Here is a 21,244-nt window from a genome sequence, read left to right on the forward strand (position 1 = left end):
TAGGGTGGGATGACCTGAGTGAGCCGGTGGGTCAGTCGGCTGCGGCGACGCCGGAGATGCGGTGCAGCAGGAAGGTCCGCGGAGCGTCCTGGTCGGCGACGGTGCCACGGACCCGGCCCTGCTCGACGACCGTCGGCCGCAGCAGCAGCCGCTGGATGCCGCCGACCTCGTCGGCATAGCCGATCCACACCGGGAGCCGCTCGGCCGCGGCCTCGCGGAGCATCGCCGACGTCACCACGGGGTCGGTCGGTGCGGGGAGCCCGTTGCCGCCGCGCGGCCGGTTGGACTCCCCGCTCACCATCGTGCTGACGATGCGGGCCGCGGTCTCCTCGTCGACGGTGCTGACCCGGGTGGGTGGCGTCCGCCGGCGAGTGGCCCGGTGGTCCTGGAGCGAGACCAGGGTGAGTGCACCGTCCTCACCCTCGGGGACGGGACCGTACTGTCCCTCGCGCAGCACGTCGAGCACCGTACCGGCCGGGACCGGGCTGACCAGCACGGTCGGTGCGATGCGGCGCAGCTGGAGCAGGGCCAACGCACGGTCGGCGAGCACCCGGTCGAGCAGCGCGGGGTCGTCGGAGCGCACGTAGGAGCCGACCGACCCGACCCGGGCGACGCCGTGCCGCCTGGCGACGTCGCGGACGAGGTACTCCAGCGGCTGGGGGACTCCCGTCCGGCTGATCGCGGAGACCTCGGACAGCACGCGGTCGGCGGACCAGCCGAGGTCGAGCGCTCGCCGGATCCCTGCCTCGGTGATGCGGTGCACCGTGGCTCCACCGCGCGACTCCACCTCGCCCAGGAGCCGCATCACCGACCTGGCCGGCCCGTCCAGCCGCCCGGGTGCCACGGCTGTCAGGTCGGCCTGGACCAGCACGTGCTCCACGGCCTCGGGGATGTGGCCCTCCATGGCCCGTGCCGCAGCGGCCAGGTCACCGGTGAGTATGCCGTGGGCTGCGGTCGCCAGGGCGCCTCGCCCGGTGACCCCGGCCCACTCGGCCTCGCGCAGCACTGTGGTCACCCCGGGGTCGGTGGAGCGGCTCAACCGGATCGGGTGGCACCAGCGGAGCAGGTCGGCGAGCCGGTCAGCCCCTGGCGCAGCCCCGGACGGCAGCGTGGCCAGGGCGGCGAGGGTGTCCTGACGGCGCTGCCTCCCGTGGGGCCACGAGGTCTGCAGGCTCAGCGCGTTGACCTTGGTGTTGCAGTCGGCCGAGCCCACGAGGGACGCCCCGGCCGCCATGGTGCGCCAGGCCGAGGCCAGGACGGCCCAGCGCTCCCCGGCGGGCAGCTCGGCCCAGTCGTCGGACTCGCCCGTGGGCATCCAGGACGGCTCCGTGGACTCGTCCGCCGCGATGAGACCGGCGGCGTGCAGAACCTCGACGAGCCAGGCCGCCTCCTCGGTGGTTGCCTCCAGCAGCGTCGCCGTCCGGTTGAGGTCACGCACGGCGAGCCCGCCCGTGCGCAGCACCCGGGGAGGACGGCTGCCCCAGGCGTCGAGCAGCTCGGCGGTCTGCTCGAGCAGCTGCGCCGCGCGGCCGCCGGCCGTGGCGTCGACCACCGCGACGTCGAGCGTGGCGTCCTCCTGCGTGGGGGGTGTGAGCTCGGGGTGGCGGTGCACGCGACCACCGCGCAGCACCAGGGCCACCTGTCGGGGGAGCAGCACGTGGCTCTCGTCGGTGCGCCGCAGCAGCCGGAGCCCGAGGAGTTGCTCGCCGGCCTGCCGCATCGCGGTGTCACCCGCTCCGCCGCTGGGCAGCACCCCGGTGGGCGGTCCCCAGGTCAGGGCGTCCAGGATCGCCCGGGCCCTGGCGCCCAGCGAGCCCAGCGCCTCGGTGAGCTCCTCGCCGGTGGGTGCGTCCTCGGTGTCGGGGCCGAGTCCGGCGGGGGAGCCGATGATCTCGTGGACGGTCCGCGCCGCGCGGTAGCCCTCCGGCCCGTGCCAGCACAGGGCCCGGGCACACAGCTCGTCGACGAGCTCGCCCACCCGCGGGGACCGCTTCGGCTCGCCGAGGGCGGTTGCGATGTCCCCGATCCGGGCCGGGCCGATCACGCACACGACCTCGAGGGTTTGCAGCTGGGCGAGGTCCAGCCCGTCGAGCGCGCGCTGCACGCTGGCCCTGGTCGTGGCACGGGCGGCGAGGGTCGTCAGGTCCGCGGGGGTCGGCCGTGCCAGGTCGGGTCGCTGCACGAGCAACGCGACCAGGTCGTCGGGGGAGCGTCCACGCAGGTCATCGGCGAGGCTCCGGGCACGGGTCGGCACCCGACTACGGTAACCGTGGGCCGCGCCTCAGAAGCGGGAGGAGCTGCCCGCCCCGCTGAAGCTGCCGCCGCTGCTGTAGCCGGAGGTGGACCCGGAGGACGTCGACCGCGAGGCCTGCACCGCCTGGGTGCCGGTGGAGTAGCCGCTGGTGAAGGAGTTGATGCTGATCCAGGTCCACGTGGGGTTGGCCGTGCTGAGAATGGTCGGCTCGTGGCCTGCCCGCTCGTCGCCCAAGGCGTCCTTCAGCGTCTCCTGCTCCGACTCGTCCTCGCTGTAGGCACGCGCCACGGCACCGGCGAGGGTGTCCAGGTGGCCGCTCAGCTCGTCGCGGGTGGTGCGCAGCCGGTCCAGTGCGTCGTCGGGTGTGACGGTGCGGTCCTCCAGACCACCGTAGAGCTGGTCCAGGTCGACCAGGGCCTGCGACGCGAACTCACGCAGTGGCTGTGCCTCATCCAGGCCCCGCACCTCCTCGTCCAGGGTCGAGGTCAGAAGCTCCTCCACGCCGTCCAGGTCCTCCCGCAGCGGCGCGACCTGGCGCTCCCAGGACTTGGGCCAGGTGTGGTCCAGGTTGAGCAGCGCGGCGGTGTCGGCGATGACGTCATCGAGGGTGTCCAGCGCCTCGCCAGCCTCTTGGTACTCCGTCAGCGTGCTCAGGCTCGCCTTGCTGTCGAAGCTGCTCTCCGGGATGCCCTTGGCCCTGTTGCCGAGCTCGGTCAGCTCGCGGAACGAGGCGGTGTAGTCCTCGTAGCGCCGCAGCATCGCCCCGCCGTAGCGCGACTCCTCGGGGATCAGGTTGGCGTGCACCTGGGTCTCGTCGTAGTCGCGGACGACGTTCGCCATGGCGCGGTCGCCGGCGGCGCGGGCCGTGCGGCTGCGACCGGCCCGACGCGTCCCCACCAGGAGGTACGCCCCAGATCCGGCGACCGTGGCCAGGGACAGTCCGGCCGCGGCCACGGTCCCGGCCGTCGAGCGGATGACCGGTTGGTTCATCTCGTCCGCGGCCGCCCGGATGCCGGCGATCGACCCGTCGGTCCAGCGGCCGTTGCGGAAGTCGTCCTTGGTGGCCTCCTGGATGTCATCCTGCGCGCTCTGCGGGACCGCGCGGTTCTCGCCGAAGTAGGTGCCGACGAGGCGACCCTCGGGGTCCACGCCCAGGATGAACAGGTCGTCGGCCCAGTGCTGCTCGTCGTCGCTGAGCCAGTCGGTCCGGGTCTCCCGGGCGAAGGCCAGGGTCGCGTCGTTGAGGGCGTAGTCGTCGGTCAGTGCCTCGGACCCGCCGCGGTGGGTGAACACCGCGACCGTCGTGGGCTCGTGGAACCGCAGATCCTCCACGGCGGCCTCCAGGTCGGGGGCATAGAGGATCTCGGCCGTGTCCTCGATCTGGAGCTCGGTCGCGACCTGGCCCGGTGCCGCGCCGAGGAAGAGCCACACGCTGGTCCCGACGACCCCGACGCTCGCGGCACCCCCGATCAGTGCTCGCTGACGGATCGACATACTCACCACTCCTCACTGGCCCGACCCCATCGTGTGGCCGTCCTCCCCTGACTGTTCCGACGGACAGCCTGCCAGAGTCCCTGCGGTTCTCCGTGTCCTCCCACGGTGCGCTCGGTCGTCTCCTGCGCCACCAGGCGGCGCGCTCGGCGGGCGGGTCAGAAGCCGATGGCGGCGACCGGCTCGACGTCCCCGCGCATCGCCCGGGACAGCTCCGCCGCGGCGCCGGGGCGCAGCTCGGTCACCGTGCCAACCACGGTCTGACCGGCGATCGGACGCGAGCCCAGGTAGGCCGCTCCCAGGGCGGTGACCGGCATCCGCAGATCCGGTGCGTCGTCGGTGGGCAGGCACCGACCGACACCGTCGGAACCGACCGTGAGGCGCCAGCGACGCTGGTTCCACGGGCACACCGGGTCCAGCACGTCGAGCACCACGTCCGCGGGCGCGGCATAGCCCCGGGCGGTCAGCGCCTTGTCGACGTCGACCAGCCGGACCCAGAGCGAGTCGCCGGCGCGCAGCGAGGTCGGACGTGGTCCGCCGGCCCACCACAGGATCGGGTCGTCGAGCCCCCGACCGTGGAGCGTGACCTTGCCGGTGAGGTCGAAGTCGACGACCCGGCGGGCCAGCGCCAGCAGAGCCGCCGGGTCGGTGGCACCGATCTCGCGCACCGTCACCTCGCCGCCGGGCACGTTGTGCTCCCACTTGGAGGACCGGCGGACGAGGGCGTAGCCGCAGACGTCGTCGTCCCGGGTGGCGAAGAGCACCTGCAGGGGCTCCTTGCTGCCCCGCGCCACGGGGAAGTCGCGGAACCACACCCCGGCCATCTCCTCGGTGCGGGTCACGGCGCCGAGCGTGTGCTCCGCGGCCCGCAGGTGGGCCCGCTGGATCACTGCCATCGCCTCCGGGGTCCCGGCCGGGACCATGTGGGTCGAGACCTGCTCTGCGGCGGCATCGAGCGCCTCACCCGCGGCGAGCTCCGTGCCCCGACCCAGGGTCAGGGTCACGTCCAGCGACGCCGCGCCGTAGCCGAACCGCCCGTAGATGCCCGGCTCGGCCGCCTGCAGCCCGGCGACGGCCTCGCCGTGGTCGTGCGCCGTCGTGAGGTGCTCGGTCATCATCTGCCGCAGGATGCCCCGGCGACGCAGGTCGGGGTGGACCCCGACCCAGGTCAGCCCGTTCATGGGCAGGCTCACCAGCGACCCGAGCGGACCCGGGGCAGTGACCGCCATCGCCCAGGAGGCGTACATCCCGGCCAGCGGCTCCGCCCCCGGCGCCGCCCCCGGGCGAGGACCGGACGAGACCAACTCGGCCCCGCGCGTGCGCTCGAAGTCGAGCTCGGCCAGACTGTCCTCGGCACTCACGCCGGGCGCGACCTCGAACCAGACCAGGTGCTCCAGGGCCATGATCCGTTCGGCGTCCTCGGGTCCGAGAGCGACCGAGGTCGTGGCCGGAGCCCGGGGTGCGGAGGTCAGGGCAGAATCGGACGTCGTCACCGGCACAGTGTGGCGCTCGCGGGTGGCCGAGGGCCAACCATTATCGCAACGTTCACCGCACTGCGGGTGACGGACAGGAGGTCGGAGTGGCTGCAGCCGGGTGGCTCCGCACGAGCCACGGCACACGTCTGGGGTCCCCTGCGGCCGTCGCGGTGGTCTTCGCCGCCTCCGGCTTCGTCATGGCCCAGACCCTGGCCCGGCTCCCGGCGCTGCGCGACAGCGTGGGCGCCTCCCAGGCCGAGCTCGGGCTCGCGCTCGTCGGTGGCGGGCTCGGGTCCCTGCTGGCGATGCCGCACACCGCCCGCCTGATCGATCGCTTCGGCAACCGCACGGTCACCACCGTGGCCCTCATCCTGGGCAGCCTCGGCTGGGGCAGCGTCGCCTTCGCCCCCAACGTCTGGGTCCTGGGCGGACTGCTCGTCCTGGCCGGCGCCCCGGTCGGTGTGTGGGACGTGTCGATGAACATCCAGGGCAGCCGGGTCGAGCAGCTCCGGTCACGGACGCTGATGCCCTATCTGCACGCCGCCTTCTCGGCCGGTGCCGTGCTGGGTGCCAGCCTGGGTGCGCTGGCCGCCTGGCAGGGCGTGGGCCTGGTGCAGGTGGCGGTCGGTGCGGTGGTCGGCCTGCTCGTCGGCGTGGTGGCGGCCCGTCGCTTCGTGCCCGCTGACGCGGCCGGGGACACAGAGGGGACGGTGCCGGACGGCGGCGGGCATGGCACCCCCGAGCCTGCCACTCCCGAGCCCGCCCATCCTGAGCCAGCCACCCCCGAGTATGTCGACACTCACCTCGGCAGCGCCGCCCCGGTCAGTGGTCCGGTCCCGCGCTCCATCACCCGCACGGAACTGCTCATCGGCCTGGTCTGTCTGGCCGCCGCGCTCGCCGAGGGCGCGGCCAACGACTGGCTGGCGCTGCTGCTGGTGGACGTCCACGAGGCTCCGGCCGGGTTCGGGGCACTGGCGTTCACCGCCTTCAACGTCACCATGATGGTCGGTCGGCTCCTGGGCGGCCCGGCCACCACCCGGTGGGGGCGGGCCAACCTGGCCCGGGGCGGTGGGGTGCTCGCCGGAACGGGCATCCTGCTGATCACCCTGGTGCCGTCCCTGGAGGTCGCCCTCGTCGCCGCCCTGCTCTGGGGCCTGGGCGTCTCGACCGTCTTCCCGGCAGCGATCTCGGCGGCTGGCGAGATCCCCGGCCGTGGCAACCGTGCCATCGGCGTCGTAAGCACGATCGCCTATGGCGCGTTCCTCTTCGGCGCCCCGACGATCGGGCTGCTGGCCGAGGTCTTCGGCCTGGAACGCGCCCTGTGGCTGGTGGTCGCCTTCCTGGCGCTCATGGTGGCGCTGGCCGGGGTGCTGCAGCCCCGCCGCAGCTAGACCAGCCCGCCCCGGGACCTGGACGACGGGACGTGGCGGCGGCCAGGGTGCGCGTCAGGACAGGTCGATCCAGTAGCGGCGGGTGGACGCGCCGTCGTCGCGGGGCCGGGTGTCCTCGAGCACGCCGCCGCAGCGCTCGATCGTGGCGATGGACGCGGGGTTGTCGTCGTCGCAGGTGACCAGCGCGCGGTCAACGCCCAGGCCTCGGACAACCTGCAGTCCCTGCCGGAGCATCGCCGTCGCATAGCCGCGTCGCCGATAGTCCGGGCGCACCCCGTAGCCGATGTGACCGCCCTCCTCCAGCAGGGCAGGGGTCAACTCGTGGCGGATGTGGGCCCGCCCAACGATCTCCTCGCCCACCACGCCGAACAGCATCGTCGCGGGCACCCGGCCCGGCGCCAGATCGACCCCGGCCCGGTCCCGGGCCACCTTGTCCAGCCACTGCGCCCAGGTCCGGTCGCCCAGGAGCAGGAAGTCGAAGCCGTCGGCTGCCAGCTCGTCCTGGGCCTGCAGAGCCGCCTCCTCGTCCCCGGGCTCCGGGGCGCGCAGGGACAGCGGAGGCGGACAAATCCTCCCTTTTTCTGCGCGGGAGGCGGGCAAATCCTCCCTATTTCTTGGTGGGGGCATGCCCGGACTCCAGGCCGAGGGCGTGCCGCATCGCCGCCAGTTTGACCTCGGTCTCGGCCAGCTCGGCCTCCGGGTCGGAGGCGGCCACGATCCCGCCGCCGGCGAACAGTCGCATCGACCGGGCGTCGGGGGCCAGCTGACCGCAGCGCAGCGCGATGCCCCAGTCCCCGTCGCCGTCGGCGTCCACCCAGCCGACGGGCCCGGCATACCGCCCGCGGTCCATCCCCTCGAGCTCGGCGATGAGGCGGGCCGCGTCCTCCGAGGGTGTCCCGCACACGGCGGCGGAGGGGTGGAGCGCGGCGGCCAGGTCCAGCGATGTGGCGTCGTCGGCGGCCTCACCGCTGAGGTCGGTCGCCAGGTGGTAGACGTCCGGCAGCTCCAGCACGAACGGCTGCTCGGGCACCTGCAGGCTCGCGCAGTGCGGCGTCAGCGCATCGGCGACCGACCGCACCGCGAAGGCGTGCTCCTCCAGCTCCTTGGCGTCGGAGACCAGGTGCAGCCGCGGGTCGGGGCGGTGCGACTCCTCCAGCTCGGGGTGCGTCTCGGTCACCGACGGGGCGGGCGAGCGATCCCGGCGCACCGTCCCCGCGAGGACCCGGGAGCGCACCCGGCCGTCCTGCAGGCGCACGAGCATCTCCGGGGTGGCGCCGATCAGCCCGTCGACGGCGAAGGTCCAGGTGGCGGCGTAGCGCGAGGCCAGCCGCCGCAGCAGGGCCACCGTGTCGATCGGCCGGTCCGCCTCCGCGACGACGTCGCGGGCGAGCACGACCTTGGCCACCTCCCCGGCCTCGATGCGGGCGACCGCTCCGGCGATCACCGCGGGCCAGTCCTCGGCGGCCACCGCACCGGACCGCAGCCGTATGCCGTCCGTCGCGTCCGCGGACACCGAGCTGTTCCCCGTGGGCGCAGGAGCAGCGTCGCCGTCCTCGATGCTGGTCACCCACGCCCGCCCCGCGTGCTGGCCGGCGATGACGCGCGGGACGATCAGTCCGCCGCCGTCCGGCGAGTCGGGAGAGAAGGCGAAGGAGCCGAACGCGAGCAGCCCGGTGCCGGGCAACCCGACCTCGTCGACCACCTCGGCCCCGGCGACCACGTCCCGCCACCACGCGGCGGCGAGGGCGAAGCGGTCGGGACCACCCCGCATACTCACCGGGCTGGCGGCCGCCCGGCCCCAGCCCACCAGCCCGCTGCCCTCGCGCACCCAACTGACGACCGTCGCCGGATCCACCTCCGGCGGGACGAGGTCGAACAGGTCGGGCTGCGGGGGCGCCTCGAGGGTGCGCGCGCGCAGACGGGGAAGGACGGGGACGGTCACGGCAGGTCAGCCTATGCCGTGACGGTCTGGGAAGATGAGCCGCATGAGTCGCGCGAGCCTGGACAAGGCGCCATCCGAGGTCGCTGAGATGTTCGACGGGGTGGCCGGTCGCTACGACCTGACCAACGACGTCCTGTCCCTGGGGCAGGACCGTCTGTGGCGACGGGCCGTGGTCAAGGCGGTCGATGCCCGGCCGGGGGAGCGGATCCTGGACATCGCCGCCGGCACCGGCACCAGCAGCGAGCCGTTCGCCGACGCGGACATCGACGTCGTGCCGGCCGACTTCTCTCTCGGGATGCTGCGCCAGGGCAACCGGCGGCGCCCCGACCTGGCGTTCACGGCCGCAGACGCGCTGGCGCTGCCGTTCGCGGACGGGTCCTTCGACGTGGTGACCATGTCGTTCGGCCTGCGCAACGTGGCGGACACCGGCGCGGCCCTGGAGGAGTTCCACCGGGTCACCAAGCCCGGGGGCCGCCTGGTGATCTGCGAGTTCAGCACCCCGACCTTCGGACCGTTCCGCACCGTCTACCAGGAGTACCTCATGCGGGCGCTGCCGGCCGTCGCGAAGCGGGTGAGCAGCAGCCCCGACTCCTACGTCTACCTCGCCGAGTCCATCCAGGCCTGGCCCGACCAGACCGGGCTGGCCCGGCAGATCCGGGCCGCCGGGTGGAGCGGGGTGCGCTGGCGCAACCTCTCCGGCGGGATCGTGGCCCTGCACCACGCGGTGCGCTAGGCCCGTCGGCACGATGGACGGGGAGCTCACCGAGGTCGCGGAGTTCCTTGCTGGGCACGCGCCGTTCCGGGAGCTGTCCCGACCGCTGCTCTCGGCCCTGATCCGCCGGAGCAGCGTGCGCTACGTCCGGCGGGGCACCCGGATCCTCTCGGTGGGCGAGTCGCACGAGGTCATGTATGTCCTGCGCTCCGGGGCGGTCGACATCACCGACCGGGAGGGTGGCCTCGTCGAGCGCAGCGACCCCGGCACCTCGTTCGGCATGTCGCCCCTGGTCGAGCGGGCCCCCTCGCGCTATGACTTCACCGCCCTCGAGGACAGCCTGCTGCTCGTCGTGCCGGAGGACGCCTTCCGGGACCTCTGCGCCCAGGACCCCACCTTCGAGTCGTTCTACACCTCGGCCCACGCGGCCCGGTTGCGGCGGGCGGTCGGGGTCCTGCACGTGGCAGAGCGTGGCAGCGCCGTGCTCCGGACGACGCTTGACGACTTGGTCCGCCGACCGCCCGTGGCCGTGTCGCCCACGACGTCCGTCCGGGCGGCTGCGCAGCTCATGGTCCGGGAGCGCGTCTCCTCGGTGCTGGTCCTCGACGGGGAACGGCTGACCGGCATCGTGACCGACCGGGACCTGCGCGGTCGGGTCGTGGCGGTCGGCCGGGACACCGAGGAACCCGTGGCCCGGATCATGACCCCGCACCCGGCAACGGCCCGCGGGGACGAGCTCGCCTTCGAGGCGCTCATGGAGATGGTCGACCGGAGCATCCACCACCTGCCGGTCCTGGACGCCACGGGGCAGGTCATCGGGCTGGTCAGCAGCACCGACCTCATGCGGCTCGAGCACAACAACCCGGTCTATCTCGTGGCCGACCTCACTGCCGCCCAGGACGTCGAGACCCTCGCGGAGCTGGCCACGCGGATCCCGGTGATCCTGGAGCAGCTCGTCGCCGAGGACGCCTCGGCCCGTGACATCGGGCGCGTGGTCACCTCCCTGGGTGACGCCCTGGAGCGCCGGCTGCTCACGATGGCCGAGGAGGAGCTCGGCCCGCCCCCGGTGCCGTACTGCTGGGTCGTGCTCGGCTCGCAGGCACGCCACGAGCAGGGCCTGGCCAGCGATCAGGACAACGCCCTGGTGCTGTCCGACGAGGCCCGGCCGGAGCACGATGCCTACTTCGCCGCGCTCGCCGCCCGGGTGTCGGGAGGGCTCGAGGCCTGCGGCTACCCGCGGTGCCCGGGAGAGGTCATGGCGACGAATCCGCGGTGGCGCGCCTCCCGGTCGACGTGGCGGGAGCACTTCGCCCGGTGGGTCGAGACCCCGGAGCCGAAGGCCGTGCTCAACGGGTCGATCTTCTTCGACATGCGACCGCTGCACGGCGACGTCCGGCTGGTCGAGGAGCTCCGCGACGAGGTCCTGTCCCGCACCCGCGGTGCCGACCTGTTCCTCGCCTACCTGGCCCAGCACGCAGTGGCACGCCGTCCACCCATCGGCTTCTTCCGCGGGCTGGTGCTGGAGAAGGAGGGCCGGCACCGGGACACCCTGGACCTGAAGACGGGTGGCACGGCAGCGGTCGTCGAGCTGGCCCGGGTGCACGCGCTGCTCAGCGGGCTCCCCGAGGTGAACTCCCAGGCCCGGCTCGACGCCGCGGTCCGGGCGGGCTCGTTGTCGACCGAGCTGGGCGCGGAGCTGCAGGACGCGTTGGAGTTCGTGGCCTACCTGCGCCTGCGGCACCAGGGCCGTGCGGTCCGCGCGGGCCGTGCGCCGGACAACTTCGTGGACCCGGCAGACCTGACCGACTTCGAGCTGCGGCACCTGCGGGACGCCTTCCGGATCGTGCGCGGCGCGCAGCAGGCGCTCGGACAGCGGTTGCCGCTGGGCAGTCTGTCCTGAGCGGCATGACACCTCTGTCCTGGCGTCGTCGCGCACCCGACGTGCCGGTCCGCGACCTTGAGCTCGTGGCCGTCGACCTGGAGACCACCGGGCTTGACCCCTCCTCGCACGAGATCCTCAGCATCGGGGTGGTCCCGGTTCGGCGCGGGGTCATCGAGCTCGGCGGCGCGCGGCAGTATGCCGTGCGGCCATCCGGCCCGACCGGGGTCGGGTCGAGCGCGACGGTCCACGGCATCACCGACGACGAGGCGGCCGCCGCCGCACCCCTCGCCGAGATCCTGCCGCAGCTGCTGACCGACCTGGAGGGCCGGGTTCTGCTGGCGCACCACGCCACGATCGAGACCGGGTTCCTCGCCGCGGCCTGCCGCGCCACCTCCCATGAGGTCCCGGCTCTGACGGTCGTCGACACCGTCCGGCTGCAGCGCCGGGTGCTGCAGCGCGGGCGCACCCGCGGCCACGTCGCCGACGAGGAGCTGTCGCTGGCTGCGGCCCGCCGGCACTTCGGGCTGCCCCGCTACCGCTCGCACGACGCGCTGACCGACGCCCTCGCCTGCGCCGAGCTCTATCTGGCACAGGTGGCGGTGCTCGCCGGTGACCACGACCTCACCCTCCGCGCACTCATCCGGTGACCTATCCCGCCTCGGCCGAGTCTGTGGTGCCGCGCTCGGTGCCAGGTGGGAGCGCGACACGGCGTGCCTGCTGGCGGCGGCGGGGTGGTGCCCGTCAGTAGGGTGGCTCCACGACCGGTGCCGCGGGGGCCGTGTCGGGGGAACGCCGGACCGCACGGAGGAGCACGTCATGCGCACGAAGATCATGGTGGGGATGGCCGTCACCGCACTGGTGGCGACCGCCTGCAGCGGGGGAGCCGAGGACGGCCTGGGCACGGGGGAGGCCTACACGGTGCTCGGTGCGCTCGCCGAGCTCCCCGGTCCGCCCAGCCCGGGCCTCATGATCCAGACCGCCGACCTCACGGGCGCGACCGAGGCCGCCGGCCTGGAGCGACCGGACACGCCGGAGGGGATCGCCCTGGTGGAGTGGATCAGCCCGCTGCTCGGCCAGCCGATCGGCGAGAGCGGTGAGCCGGCGCCCGTCTTCGTGCCGGTGGCCGAGGTCTTCAACCTCCAGCAGCTGCACCAGCACCAGGAGTTCCAGGAGTCCCTGGGCTGGTCCCTGGTCGACGTGGACTCCTTCGCCGAGCTGGTCCTGCCGCCGGAGCGCTTCGCCGTCGTCGCCGGGGACTTCGACGAGTCGACCCTGGCGGCCGACCTGCCCGAGGTCGCGGAGGGCGTGGTGACCTTCGGTGAGGGCGAGGACCTCTCGACCGACCTGGAGAACGCCTCGGTCGTCAGCAGGCTCGGGCAGCCGATCCGCCTCGCGCAGCAGGATGGTCGGGTCGTGGCCGCGTCCGGCACCGCGGCGGTCGAGGACTGGCTGGCCGGGTTGGACGAGACGCTGGCCGACGACGAGTCGCTGGCCGCGGTCGCGGCGGCACTCGACGAGCAGGACGCCGTCTCGGCCGTCCTCCTGTCCGGGGGGAGCTTCCAGGGCGCGCAGACGCTGGCCGGGAGCGGTGCGCCGGAGTCGACCGTGGCGCAGCTCCAGGATGAGCTGGCGGGCCTGCCGTCCGCGGCCTTCGGGACGGTGGGGATCGGCTGGACGGTGCAGGACGGTGAGCCGGTCATCGCGGTGGCCTACCACCTGGGCTCCGAGGACGCCGTCGAGAGGGCCGCGCCAGAGTTCGAGGCGATGTATCAGGACGGCGTGGAGCTGACCTCTGGCCGACCGGTCAGCGCCTCGGTGGAGCTGCTGTCCGTCGAGTCGTCGGGGCAGGTTCTCGTCGTGCGGGCAGCGAGCGCAGAGCCCGCCCGGGTGAGGTGGCTGCTCAACCAGCTCTCCGCCCGGGACGTGCCGTTCGCGCACCAGTGAGTCCGGGCGCCGAGGTCCGGTGACGCAGGGGGAAATAGGCCAGGGACTCAGCACGAAATTGGGTGAGGATGACCTAACGCCTCGGCCCTCGGAGGGCGTCCTAGACTGGCGCGGAAGTTCGTGAATCCCTTCACAAGCGAGGCAGCCCAGGTGTCCCAGCCCACCCCGTGTGATCCCCCCGTCGCGACCGACGCAGCGGCCGATCTCCACGACCGGCTCATCGCGGCTCTCGCGAAGACCGCTCCTGCGGCATGATGACAACGAAGACCCCTAGGATTGGCGTGCGGACCAGCCAGCGCCGAAAGGAGCGTGGGTGATGGACTACCACCCTTACCTACCGCTGTTGTTCTTCTTCTCGCTCGGGCTGTTGTTCGCCGGCGGGTCGATGGGTGCCGGGGCCGTCATCGGACGCAAGACCTACAACCGCGCCAAGGCCGAGGCCTACGAGTGCGGCATCCAGCCCACGCCCCACGCACCGCAGGGTGAGCGCGTGCCGATCAAGTTCTACCTGACGGCGATGCTGTTCATCATCTTCGACGTCGAGGTGCTCTTCCTCTATCCCTTCGCGGTCGCCTTCGACCAGGTCGGGCTGTTCTCCCTGCTCGCGATGCTGCTCTTCCTGGTCGTGGCCTCCGTGCCGTTCGTCTACGAGTGGAGCCGGGGTGGCCTGGAGTGGGACTGAGGACAAGCTTCTGCAGTATGCCGTGCGCCGGGTTGCGCACGAACGATGCACGTTGTGAAGGGACGGTGTGAGACGTGGGACTTGAGGACAAGCTTCCGTCTGGATTCCTGCTGACCACGGTCGAGGGCATGGTCGGGCAGATGCAGGCCCGGTCGATCTGGCCGGCCACGTTCGGTCTGGCCTGTTGCGCCATCGAGATGATGGCCGTCGGCACGCCCGACTACGACATCGCCCGGTTCGGCATGGAGCGCTTCGCCGCGACGCCGCGCCAGGCGGACCTGATGATCGTCGCCGGCCGGGTGAGTCAGAAGATGGCGCCGGTCGTCCGGCAGGTCTACGACCAGATGCCCAACCCGAAGTGGGTCCTGTCGATGGGGGTCTGCGCCAGCTCGGGCGGCATGTTCAACAACTACGCCATCGTGCAGGGCGTGGACCACATCGTCCCGGTCGACATCTACCTGCCCGGGTGCCCGCCGCGGCCCCAGATGCTGCTCAACGCCCTGCTGTCGCTGCACGACTCGATCCGCCAGACCAAGTTCGGCGTCGACCGCGTCGAGGCGGCCCGCAAGGCCGAGGCGGCGGCACTGGCGGCGACGCCGACGCACGAGATGAAGGGGTTGTTGGCCTGATGGCAGCGAACGAGGACACCTCCAACATCCCGCAGAGCCCGACCGACGACCTGCCGGCGGCCCAGACCGCGGACGTGGCGCAGGCCGCGGGGGAGCCCGTGGTCGTGGCGCGTAAGCAGGGCATGTTCGGCCCGGCCGACAGCGGTGACACCTCCGGCTACGGCGGTCTGCAGCGCGAGGTCCTCTTCCCCGGGGCCGCCGCGCGGCCCTACGGCGGCTGGTTCGACGAGGTCGCCGACGTGCTGGAGGAGGCGACGGGCTCGGCATACTCCGAGGGGGTCACGGTCGTCATCGACCGCGGCGAGATGACGCTCCAGGTGGCGCGCGAGCACCTGCTGACCATCGCGCAGGCGCTGCGCGACGAGCCCGCCCTGCGCTTCGAGCTGTGCCTGGGCGTCAACGGCACGCACTACCCGCAGATGACCGGTGCCGAGCTGCACGCGGTCAACAACTTCCTGTCGATCACCCACGGCGGCCGCCGGATCCGGGTCGAGACCTCCTGCCCCGAGGACGACCCCCGCGTCCCCTCGCTCGTCGGGATCTACCCGGCCAACGACTGGCACGAGCGCGAGACCTGGGACATGTTCGGCATCATCTTCGACGGTCACCCGGCACTGACCCGGATCCTGATGCCGGACGACTGGCCGGGACACCCGCAGCGCAAGGACTATCCGCTGGGCGGCATCCCGGTGGAGTACAAGGGCGCCACGATCCCGGCGCCGGACACGCGCAGGAGCTACAACTGATGGCCACCCAGACCCAGGACCTCTACGGCGACGACCTCGGCGCCCCCGTCTTCACCGCGACCGGGGGTGACTGGGACCAGATCGCGGCCGACGCGGCGACGCTCGGCGAGGAGCGGATCGTGGTCAACATGGGGCCGCAGCACCCCTCGACCCACGGGGTGCTCCGCCTCATCCTCGAGCTCGACGGTGAGACGGTGCGCGAGACCCGGGCGGGCATCGGCTACCTGCACACCGGCATCGAGAAGAACATGGAGTTCCGCACCTGGACGCAGGGCACCACGTTCTGCACCCGGATGGACTACCTCACCCCCATCTTCAACGAGGCCGCCTACTGCCTCGCGGTCGAGAAGCTGCTCGGCATCACCGACCAGATCCCGCAGCGCGCCAGCGACATCCGCGTGCTGATGATGGAGCTCAACCGGATCGGATCGCACCTGATCTGCATGGGCACCGGTGGCATGGAGCTGGGCGCCACCACGGTCATGACGATCGGCTTCCGCGAGCGGGAGCGGATCCTGCGCTTCTTCGAGGCCGTGACCGGCCTGCGGATGAACCATGCCTACATCCGTCCCGGCGGTGTCGCCCAGGATGTCCCGACCGAGGCGATTGACGCCTTCGAGGCAGAGCTGCCCGACCTGCGCCGCGGCATACGAGACCTGGAGAACCTGCTCCTGGAGAACCCCATCTTCAAGGGTCGCACCGTCGACGTGGGGCACCTCGACCTGACCGGCTGCATGGCCCTGGGCGTCACCGGCCCGGTCCTGCGCTCCACGGGCCTGCCGCACGACCTGCGCAAGCTGACCCCCTACTGCGGCTACGAGACCTACGACTTCAACGTGGTCACCCGGGACAGCGCCGACGCCTACGGCCGGGCCTGCATCCGCATCGAGGAGATGTGGGAGTCGCTGAAGATCGCCGAGCAGGCGATGTCCCGCCTGCGGGCGAGCGAGGGCGAGCCGGTGATGGTGGCGGACAAGAAGATCGCCTGGCCCGCGCAGCTGTCCGTCGGTGCCGACGGCCAGGGCAACAGCCTGGACCACATCCGCAACATCATGGGCGAGTCGATGGAGGCGCTGATCCACCACTTCAAGCTCGTGACCGAGGGCTTCCGGGTGCCTCCGGGCCAGGCCTACGTCGGCATCGAGTCACCCAAGGGCGAGCTCGGCGTGCATGTCGTCTCCGACGGTGGCACCCGGCCCTACCGGGCGCACTTCCGGGACCCTTCCTTCCACAACCTGCAGGCGGCGTCCGTGATGGCGGAGGGCGGCCTCGTGGCCGACGTCATCGTCGCGGTCGCCTCGATCGACCCCGTGATGGGAGGCGTGGACCGATGAGCGCGGAGACGCACGACCCGCTGCACCGCTACACCCCGCTGCAGGCCAGCGACGAGCCCTACACCGAGGAGCAGCTCGCCAGCCTGCGCGCCGACGCGGAGCAGATCATGGCCAAGTACCCGCAGAAGCGCTCCGCGCTCCTGCCGCTGCTGCACCTGATCCAGTCCGTCGACGGCTACGTCACCGGGCGCGGGGTCGACCTGTGCGCCGAGCTGCTGGACCTGACCCGGGCCGAGGTGTCCGGCGTGGCGACGTTCTACACGCAGTACAAGCGCCACCCCAACGGCGAGTACACCGTCGGCGTCTGCACCAACACGCTGTGCGCCATCATGGGCGGCGACCAGATCTTCGACGAGGTCAGCGAGCACCTGGGCATCGGGCACGACGAGACGACGGCCGACGGCAAGATCACCCTCGAGCGGGTCGAGTGCAACGCGGCCTGCGACTTCGCCCCCGTGGTCATGGCCAACTGGGAGTTCTTCGACAACCAGACCCCGGAGAGCACCAAGCAGCTCGTCGACGACCTGCGGTCCGGCACCCCGGTGGCCCCGACCCGTGGCGCCTCCCGGGTCTGCACCTTCAAGCAGGTCTCCCGGATGCTGGCCGGCTTCGAGGACGGCCTGGCCGATGAGGGGGTGGGCGCGGGCCCGGCCTCCCTCGAGGGGCTCAAGCTCGCCAAGGAGCGCGGCTGGACCGCGCCCGACGCGGAAGAGACCACGGATCCCTCCACCGAGGACACGACCAGTGACCCCGAGCCGGAGACCGGTGAGGAACACAGCTCGGCGGCGCAGCCGGGCACGGGCGAGGAGAAGGACGCGTGAGCACCCAACTGACTCCGATCCTGACCAAGTTCTGGGACCACCCCACGAGCTGGACCCTGGAGACCTACGAGGCCAACGGCGGCTACCAGGGCCTGCGCAAGGCGCTGCAGACCGAGCAGGCCGACCTGGTCCAGATGGCCAAGGACTCCGGGCTCCGGGGCCGTGGTGGTGCCGGGTTCCCGACCGGGCTGAAGTGGAGCTTCCTGCCCCCGCCGGACGGTGGCCCCCGCTATCTCGTGGTGAACGCCGACGAGGCCGAGCCGGGCACGTGCAAGGACATTCCGCTGCTGTTGGCCGCGCCGCAGTTCCTCATCGAGGGCATGGTCATCACCTCCTTCGCGATCGGCTGCCACCACGCCTTCATCTATCTGCGCGGCGAGGTCGCACACGTGCACCGACGGGTCCAGCGGGCCATCGCCGAGGCGTATGCCGCGGGCTACCTGGGCAAGGACATCCTCGGCACCGGCTTCGACCTGGACATCACCCTGCACTCCGGCGCCGGCGCCTACATCTGCGGCGAGGAGACGGCGCTGCTGGACTCCCTGGAGGGCCGCCGCGGGCAGCCCCGGCTGAAGCCGCCGTTCCCGGCGGTCGCTGGTCTGTACGCCCGGCCCACCGTGGTCAACAACGTCGAGTCGATCGCCTCGATCGCACCGATCGCGGCCAACGGAGCCGACTGGTTCGCCGACATGGGCACCGAGAAGTCCCAGGGCTTCGGCATCTTCAGCCTGTCCGGGCACGTCACCAGGCCGGGGCAGTATGAGGCGCCGCTGGGCATCACTCTGCGCGAGCTTCTCGAGATGGCCGGGGGCATCCGCAACGGCCGGAAGCTGAAGTTCTGGACCCCCGGCGGGTCCTCGACCCCGCTCTTCACCGACCAGCACCTGGATGTGCCGCTGGACTTCGAGTCCGTGGCCGCCGAGGGCTCGATGCTCGGCACGCGCGCCCTGCAGATCTTCGACGAGACGGTCTCGGTCGTGCGCGCGGTCTCGCGGTGGACGGACTTCTACGCCCACGAGTCCTGCGGCAAGTGCACGCCCTGTCGCGAGGGCACCTTCTGGCTCAAGCAGATCATGCACCGACTCGAGGCGGGCACCGGCAGCCAGGACGACATCGACAAGCTCGTGGACATCTGTGACAACATCCTGGGTCGCGCGTTCTGCGCCCTGGGAGACGGTGCGACCAGCCCGATCACCTCGGCGGTGCAGTACTTCCGCGAGGAGTTCGAGGCCGGCATGCACACCCCGGCGTCCGAGCTGTTCCCGCCGGGGCGCTCGACGTTGTTCGCGAAGGAGACGCAGCCAGCATGACCGTCAACACCTCACCCGCATCCGGGGGCAACGCCGTCTCCGACGGCGGCAACGCCGAGGTCCCGGCCGAGCCCGACGTGCCCATGGTCTCGCTGACCATCGACGGGGTCGACGTCAGCGTGCCGGAGGGCACCCTGGTGATCCGCGCCGCCGAGCAGATCGGCGTCCAGATCCCCCGGTTCTGCGACCACCCGCTGCTGGACCCGGTCGGCGCCTGCCGCCAGTGCATGGTCGAGGTGGCCACGCCGGACCGCGAGGGCAACGTCCGGCCGATGCCCAAGCCGCAGACCTCCTGCACCCTGACGGTCAGCGCGGGCATGCAGGTCAAGACCCAGCACACCTCCCCGGTCGCTGACAAGGCGCAGCACGGGCAGATGGAGTTCCTGCTGATCAACCACCCGCTGGACTGCCCGGTCTGCGACAAGGGCGGCGAGTGTCCGCTGCAGAACCAGGCGATGTCCAACGGCCGGCCCACCTCGCGCTTCGAGGACATCAAGCGGACCTACCCCAAGCCGATCAACATCTCCTCCCAGGTGCTGCTCGACCGGGAGCGCTGCATCCTGTGCGCCCGGTGCACGCGCTTCTCCGACCAGATCGCCGGTGACCCGTTCATCGCGCTGATCGAGCGGGGTGCCCTGCAGCAGGTCGGCATCTACGAGGAGAAGCCGTTCGAGTCCTACTTCTCCGGCAACACCGTCCAGATCTGCCCCGTCGGCGCCCTGACCGGCGCGGCCTACCGGTTCCGCTCCCGGCCGTTCGACCTCGTCTCGACGCCGAGCGTCTGTGAGCACTGCGCCTCGGGGTGCGCGATCCGCACCGACCACCGTCGTGGCGTGGTCCTGCGCCGGATGGCGCTGGACGACCCGGAGGTCAACGAGGAGTGGAACTGCGACAAGGGTCGCTGGGCCTTCCCGTATGCCGTGCAGCCGGACCGCCTGCGCGATCCGGTGGTGCGTGACCAGGACGGCAACTACCAGGTCGCCACCTGGGGCGAGGCGTTCGCCGCCGCAGCCGCTGGTCTGGCCGCTGCCCGGGCCGATGGTGGCGCCGGTGTGCTGGTCGGGGGCCGGGCCTCCGTGGAGGACGCCTACGCCTACAGCAAGTTCGCCCGGGTCGCGCTCGGCACCAACGACATCGACTTCCGGGCCCGCCCGTACTCCGAGGAGGAGACCACCTTCCTGGCCTCGCAGGTCGTCCGCCGCTCGGACGTCACCTACTCCGACATCGAGGCCGCGGACACCGTGCTGCTGGTCGGCTTCGAGCCGGAGGAGGAGAGCCCGCTGGTCTTCCTCAGACTGCGCAAGGCCTTCCTGTCCAACTCCACGAGCGTCTACGGCCTGGCGCCCTTCGCCACCCCCGGTCTCACCAAGGCCGGTGGGACGCTGATCCCCGCCGCCCCGGGCACGGAGGCGGAGATCCTGCGTGCGCTCGCCGACGGCCACGCGTCCGCCGACACCGGGGCCGCCTCCGCCGACACCGATGCCACCTCCGCCGCAGCTGACCCGGTGGCGGCTGCCGCAGCCGGGTTGAGCGAGTCCTCGGTCATCCTCGTGGGCGAGCGCCTGGGCCTGGTCCCCGGCGGGCTGTCCGCCGCAGCGGCTCTGGCCGAGGCCACCGGGGCCGGTCTGGCCTGGGTGCCGCGCCGCGCCGGTGAGCGCGGTGCGGTCGAGGTCGGGGCGTTGCCGGGCCTGCTGCCCGGTGGCCGCCCGGTGGCCGACGAGAGCGCTCGCGCCGCCGTGTCGGACCTCTGGGGCACGGGCCTGCCGGAGGCCGGCGGCCGCAGCACCGACGAGATCCTGGCCGCCGCCGCAGACGGCGAGCTGTCCGCCCTGGTGGTCGGTGGCGTCGACCCCGACGACACGGCCGACCCGGCCCTGGCCCGCGCCGCGCTGGCCAGCGCCTTCGTCGTCTCCCTCGAGTTCCGGGAGTCGGCCGTCCACGAGTACGCCGACGTCATACTCCCGGTCGCCCCGCAACAGGAGAAGGCCGGTGCCTATGCCAACTGGGAGGGCCGACTGCGTCCCTTCGAGCAGGCCCTGGAGTCCAACGCGATGAGCGATCACGTCGTGCTGGATCTGCTGGCCGGCGAGATGGGTGTCCACCTGCAGGCCCGTGACCTCACCGCCCTCCGCACCGAGCTGACGGCCCTGGGGTCGTGGGACGGGGTCACCGACCTGCCGCGCGTCGCCGCGGCCGAGCCGGCCCGGCCCGCGCAGGGCGAGGCGGTCCTGGCGACCTGGCACACCTTGCTCGACAACGGGTCGATGCAGGACGGCGAGCCGTTCCTGGCGGGCACCGCGCGCAAGGCGGTGGCGCGCATCTCGGCGGCCACGGCCGCAGCGGTCGGTGCCGCCGCCGACGGGCTGCTGACGGTGAGCACCGACCGCGGCAGCATCACCCTCCCTGTCGACCTCACCGAGATGCCCGACCACGTCGTCTGGGTCCCGACCAACTCGCCGGGGTCCGCGGTGCGGGCCACCCTCGGCGCCGAGGCGGGTGCGGTCGTGCGGATTGCGGCAGCTGACGAGCTCCGGGGCGTCGACAGCACCGGAGGCCACGCCCTCACAGGAGGTCAGGCATGAGCGCGGTGAGCGTCCTCAACGACGTGACGACCCAGGCGCCGACCCTGCT

General features: G+C 72.3%; 17 protein-coding genes. 12 read left to right on the forward strand and 5 right to left on the reverse strand.

All coding sequences use genetic code 11. The annotated features are described in order from the left end of the window. Positions 1-31: 31 nt before the first annotated feature. The 3 genes from MWU75_RS01720 to MWU75_RS01730 all read right to left on the reverse strand — a co-directional run bounded on the left by MWU75_RS01720 (position 32) and on the right by MWU75_RS01730 (position 5,238). Positions 32-2,254, reverse strand: a complete 2,223-nt coding sequence (locus tag MWU75_RS01720) for a helicase-associated domain-containing protein (RefSeq protein ID WP_247087829.1) — start codon at positions 2,252-2,254, stop codon at positions 32-34. Between the two features lie 27 nt (positions 2,255-2,281). Further along, the gene (locus MWU75_RS01725) at positions 2,282-3,748 is read right to left on the reverse strand and encodes a DUF5129 domain-containing protein (protein WP_247087831.1); all 1,467 of its coding nucleotides are present in this window, start codon (positions 3,746-3,748) and stop codon (positions 2,282-2,284) included. Between the two features lie 155 nt (positions 3,749-3,903). Next, complete coding sequence (locus tag MWU75_RS01730) at positions 3,904-5,238, reverse strand: GNAT family N-acetyltransferase (RefSeq protein WP_247087833.1); 1,335 nt, start codon at positions 5,236-5,238, stop codon at positions 3,904-3,906. Positions 5,239-5,324: 86 nt separating this feature from the next. Here MWU75_RS01730 and MWU75_RS01735 point away from each other — a divergent pair, with 86 nt between their 5' ends. Then, the gene (locus MWU75_RS01735) at positions 5,325-6,611 is read left to right on the forward strand and encodes an MFS transporter (protein WP_247087835.1); all 1,287 of its coding nucleotides are present in this window, start codon (positions 5,325-5,327) and stop codon (positions 6,609-6,611) included. Positions 6,612-6,665: 54 nt separating this feature from the next. On the opposite strand, the gene MWU75_RS01740 is transcribed toward MWU75_RS01735, so the two are convergent. Together MWU75_RS01740 and MWU75_RS01745 are read right to left on the reverse strand one after the other, a co-directional pair. Next, positions 6,666-7,211: a GNAT family N-acetyltransferase gene (locus tag MWU75_RS01740; protein WP_247087837.1), complete on the reverse strand. Its 546-nt coding sequence runs from the start codon at positions 7,209-7,211 to the stop codon at positions 6,666-6,668. A 7-nt stretch (positions 7,212-7,218) separates the two neighbouring features. After that, complete coding sequence (locus MWU75_RS01745; RefSeq protein WP_247087839.1) at positions 7,219-8,553, reverse strand: isochorismate synthase; 1,335 nt, start codon at positions 8,551-8,553, stop codon at positions 7,219-7,221. Between the two features lie 43 nt (positions 8,554-8,596). Between MWU75_RS01745 and MWU75_RS01750 the strand changes: the two genes are divergently transcribed. From MWU75_RS01750 to MWU75_RS01800, 11 genes are all read left to right on the forward strand, one after another. Further along, positions 8,597-9,286, forward strand: coding sequence for a demethylmenaquinone methyltransferase (locus MWU75_RS01750; protein ID WP_247087840.1), 690 nt, complete (start codon positions 8,597-8,599; stop codon positions 9,284-9,286). A 13-nt stretch (positions 9,287-9,299) separates the two neighbouring features. Then, positions 9,300-11,165 (forward strand): DUF294 nucleotidyltransferase-like domain-containing protein, encoded by a 1,866-nt coding sequence (locus tag MWU75_RS01755; RefSeq protein ID WP_247087841.1) that lies wholly within the window; start codon positions 9,300-9,302, stop codon positions 11,163-11,165. A gap of 5 nt (positions 11,166-11,170) precedes the next feature. Beyond that, a complete protein-coding gene (locus MWU75_RS01760; RefSeq protein WP_247087842.1) occupies positions 11,171-11,794 on the forward strand; it encodes an exonuclease domain-containing protein in 624 nt (207 codons plus the stop codon). 169 nt (positions 11,795-11,963) lie between these two features. Beyond that, positions 11,964-13,091 (forward strand): hypothetical protein, encoded by a 1,128-nt coding sequence (locus MWU75_RS01765; RefSeq protein ID WP_247087843.1) that lies wholly within the window; start codon positions 11,964-11,966, stop codon positions 13,089-13,091. Between the two features lie 316 nt (positions 13,092-13,407). Continuing rightward, positions 13,408-13,773 carry an NADH-quinone oxidoreductase subunit A gene (locus MWU75_RS01770; protein ID WP_247087844.1) on the forward strand — a complete coding sequence of 122 codons (366 nt, stop codon included), beginning with the start codon at positions 13,408-13,410 and terminating at the stop codon, positions 13,771-13,773. Between the two features lie 74 nt (positions 13,774-13,847). Continuing rightward, a complete protein-coding gene (locus MWU75_RS01775; RefSeq protein WP_348647718.1) occupies positions 13,848-14,402 on the forward strand; it encodes an NADH-quinone oxidoreductase subunit B family protein in 555 nt (184 codons plus the stop codon). Further along, the gene (locus MWU75_RS01780) at positions 14,402-15,148 is read left to right on the forward strand and encodes an NADH-quinone oxidoreductase subunit C (protein WP_247087845.1); all 747 of its coding nucleotides are present in this window, start codon (positions 14,402-14,404) and stop codon (positions 15,146-15,148) included. Before MWU75_RS01775 ends, MWU75_RS01780 begins: the two co-directional genes overlap by 1 nt. Next, positions 15,148-16,482 (forward strand): NADH-quinone oxidoreductase subunit D, encoded by a 1,335-nt coding sequence (locus MWU75_RS01785; RefSeq protein WP_247087846.1) that lies wholly within the window; start codon positions 15,148-15,150, stop codon positions 16,480-16,482. Before MWU75_RS01780 ends, MWU75_RS01785 begins: the two co-directional genes overlap by 1 nt. Further along, positions 16,479-17,303, forward strand: a complete 825-nt coding sequence (gene nuoE / locus MWU75_RS01790; protein ID WP_247087847.1) for an NADH-quinone oxidoreductase subunit NuoE — start codon at positions 16,479-16,481, stop codon at positions 17,301-17,303. The genes MWU75_RS01785 and nuoE overlap by 4 nt, the downstream gene beginning before the upstream one ends. Next, positions 17,300-18,613 (forward strand): NADH-quinone oxidoreductase subunit NuoF, encoded by a 1,314-nt coding sequence (nuoF, locus tag MWU75_RS01795; protein ID WP_247087848.1) that lies wholly within the window; start codon positions 17,300-17,302, stop codon positions 18,611-18,613. Before nuoE ends, nuoF begins: the two co-directional genes overlap by 4 nt. Then, positions 18,610-21,195, forward strand: a complete 2,586-nt coding sequence (locus MWU75_RS01800; RefSeq protein ID WP_247087849.1) for an NADH-quinone oxidoreductase subunit G — start codon at positions 18,610-18,612, stop codon at positions 21,193-21,195. Before nuoF ends, MWU75_RS01800 begins: the two co-directional genes overlap by 4 nt. Positions 21,196-21,244: the final 49 nt, after the last annotated feature.

The sequence above is a fragment of the Ornithinimicrobium sp. F0845 genome (genome assembly GCF_023015765.1).
In the GTDB taxonomy this organism is placed as follows: domain Bacteria; phylum Actinomycetota; class Actinomycetes; order Actinomycetales; family Dermatophilaceae; genus Ornithinicoccus.

Excerpts from the sequence above, each read along its gene's own strand:
- MWU75_RS01770 (WP_247087844.1), top strand. The coding sequence starts at position 13,408 with ATGGACTACCACCCTTACCTACCGCTGTTGTTCTTCTTCTCGCTCGGG.
- MWU75_RS01785 (WP_247087846.1), top strand. The coding sequence starts at position 15,148 with ATGGCCACCCAGACCCAGGACCTCTACGGCGACGACCTCGGCGCCCCC.
- MWU75_RS01760 (WP_247087842.1), top strand. The coding sequence starts at position 11,171 with ATGACACCTCTGTCCTGGCGTCGTCGCGCACCCGACGTGCCGGTCCGC.
- MWU75_RS01765 (WP_247087843.1), top strand. The coding sequence starts at position 11,964 with ATGCGCACGAAGATCATGGTGGGGATGGCCGTCACCGCACTGGTGGCG.
- MWU75_RS01780 (WP_247087845.1), top strand. The coding sequence starts at position 14,402 with ATGGCAGCGAACGAGGACACCTCCAACATCCCGCAGAGCCCGACCGAC.
- nuoE (WP_247087847.1), top strand. The coding sequence starts at position 16,479 with ATGAGCGCGGAGACGCACGACCCGCTGCACCGCTACACCCCGCTGCAG.
- MWU75_RS01800 (WP_247087849.1), top strand. The coding sequence starts at position 18,610 with ATGACCGTCAACACCTCACCCGCATCCGGGGGCAACGCCGTCTCCGAC.
- MWU75_RS01755 (WP_247087841.1), top strand. The coding sequence starts at position 9,300 with ATGGACGGGGAGCTCACCGAGGTCGCGGAGTTCCTTGCTGGGCACGCG.
- MWU75_RS01750 (WP_247087840.1), top strand. The coding sequence starts at position 8,597 with ATGAGTCGCGCGAGCCTGGACAAGGCGCCATCCGAGGTCGCTGAGATG.
- MWU75_RS01725 (WP_247087831.1), bottom strand. The coding sequence starts at position 3,748 with ATGTCGATCCGTCAGCGAGCACTGATCGGGGGTGCCGCGAGCGTCGGG.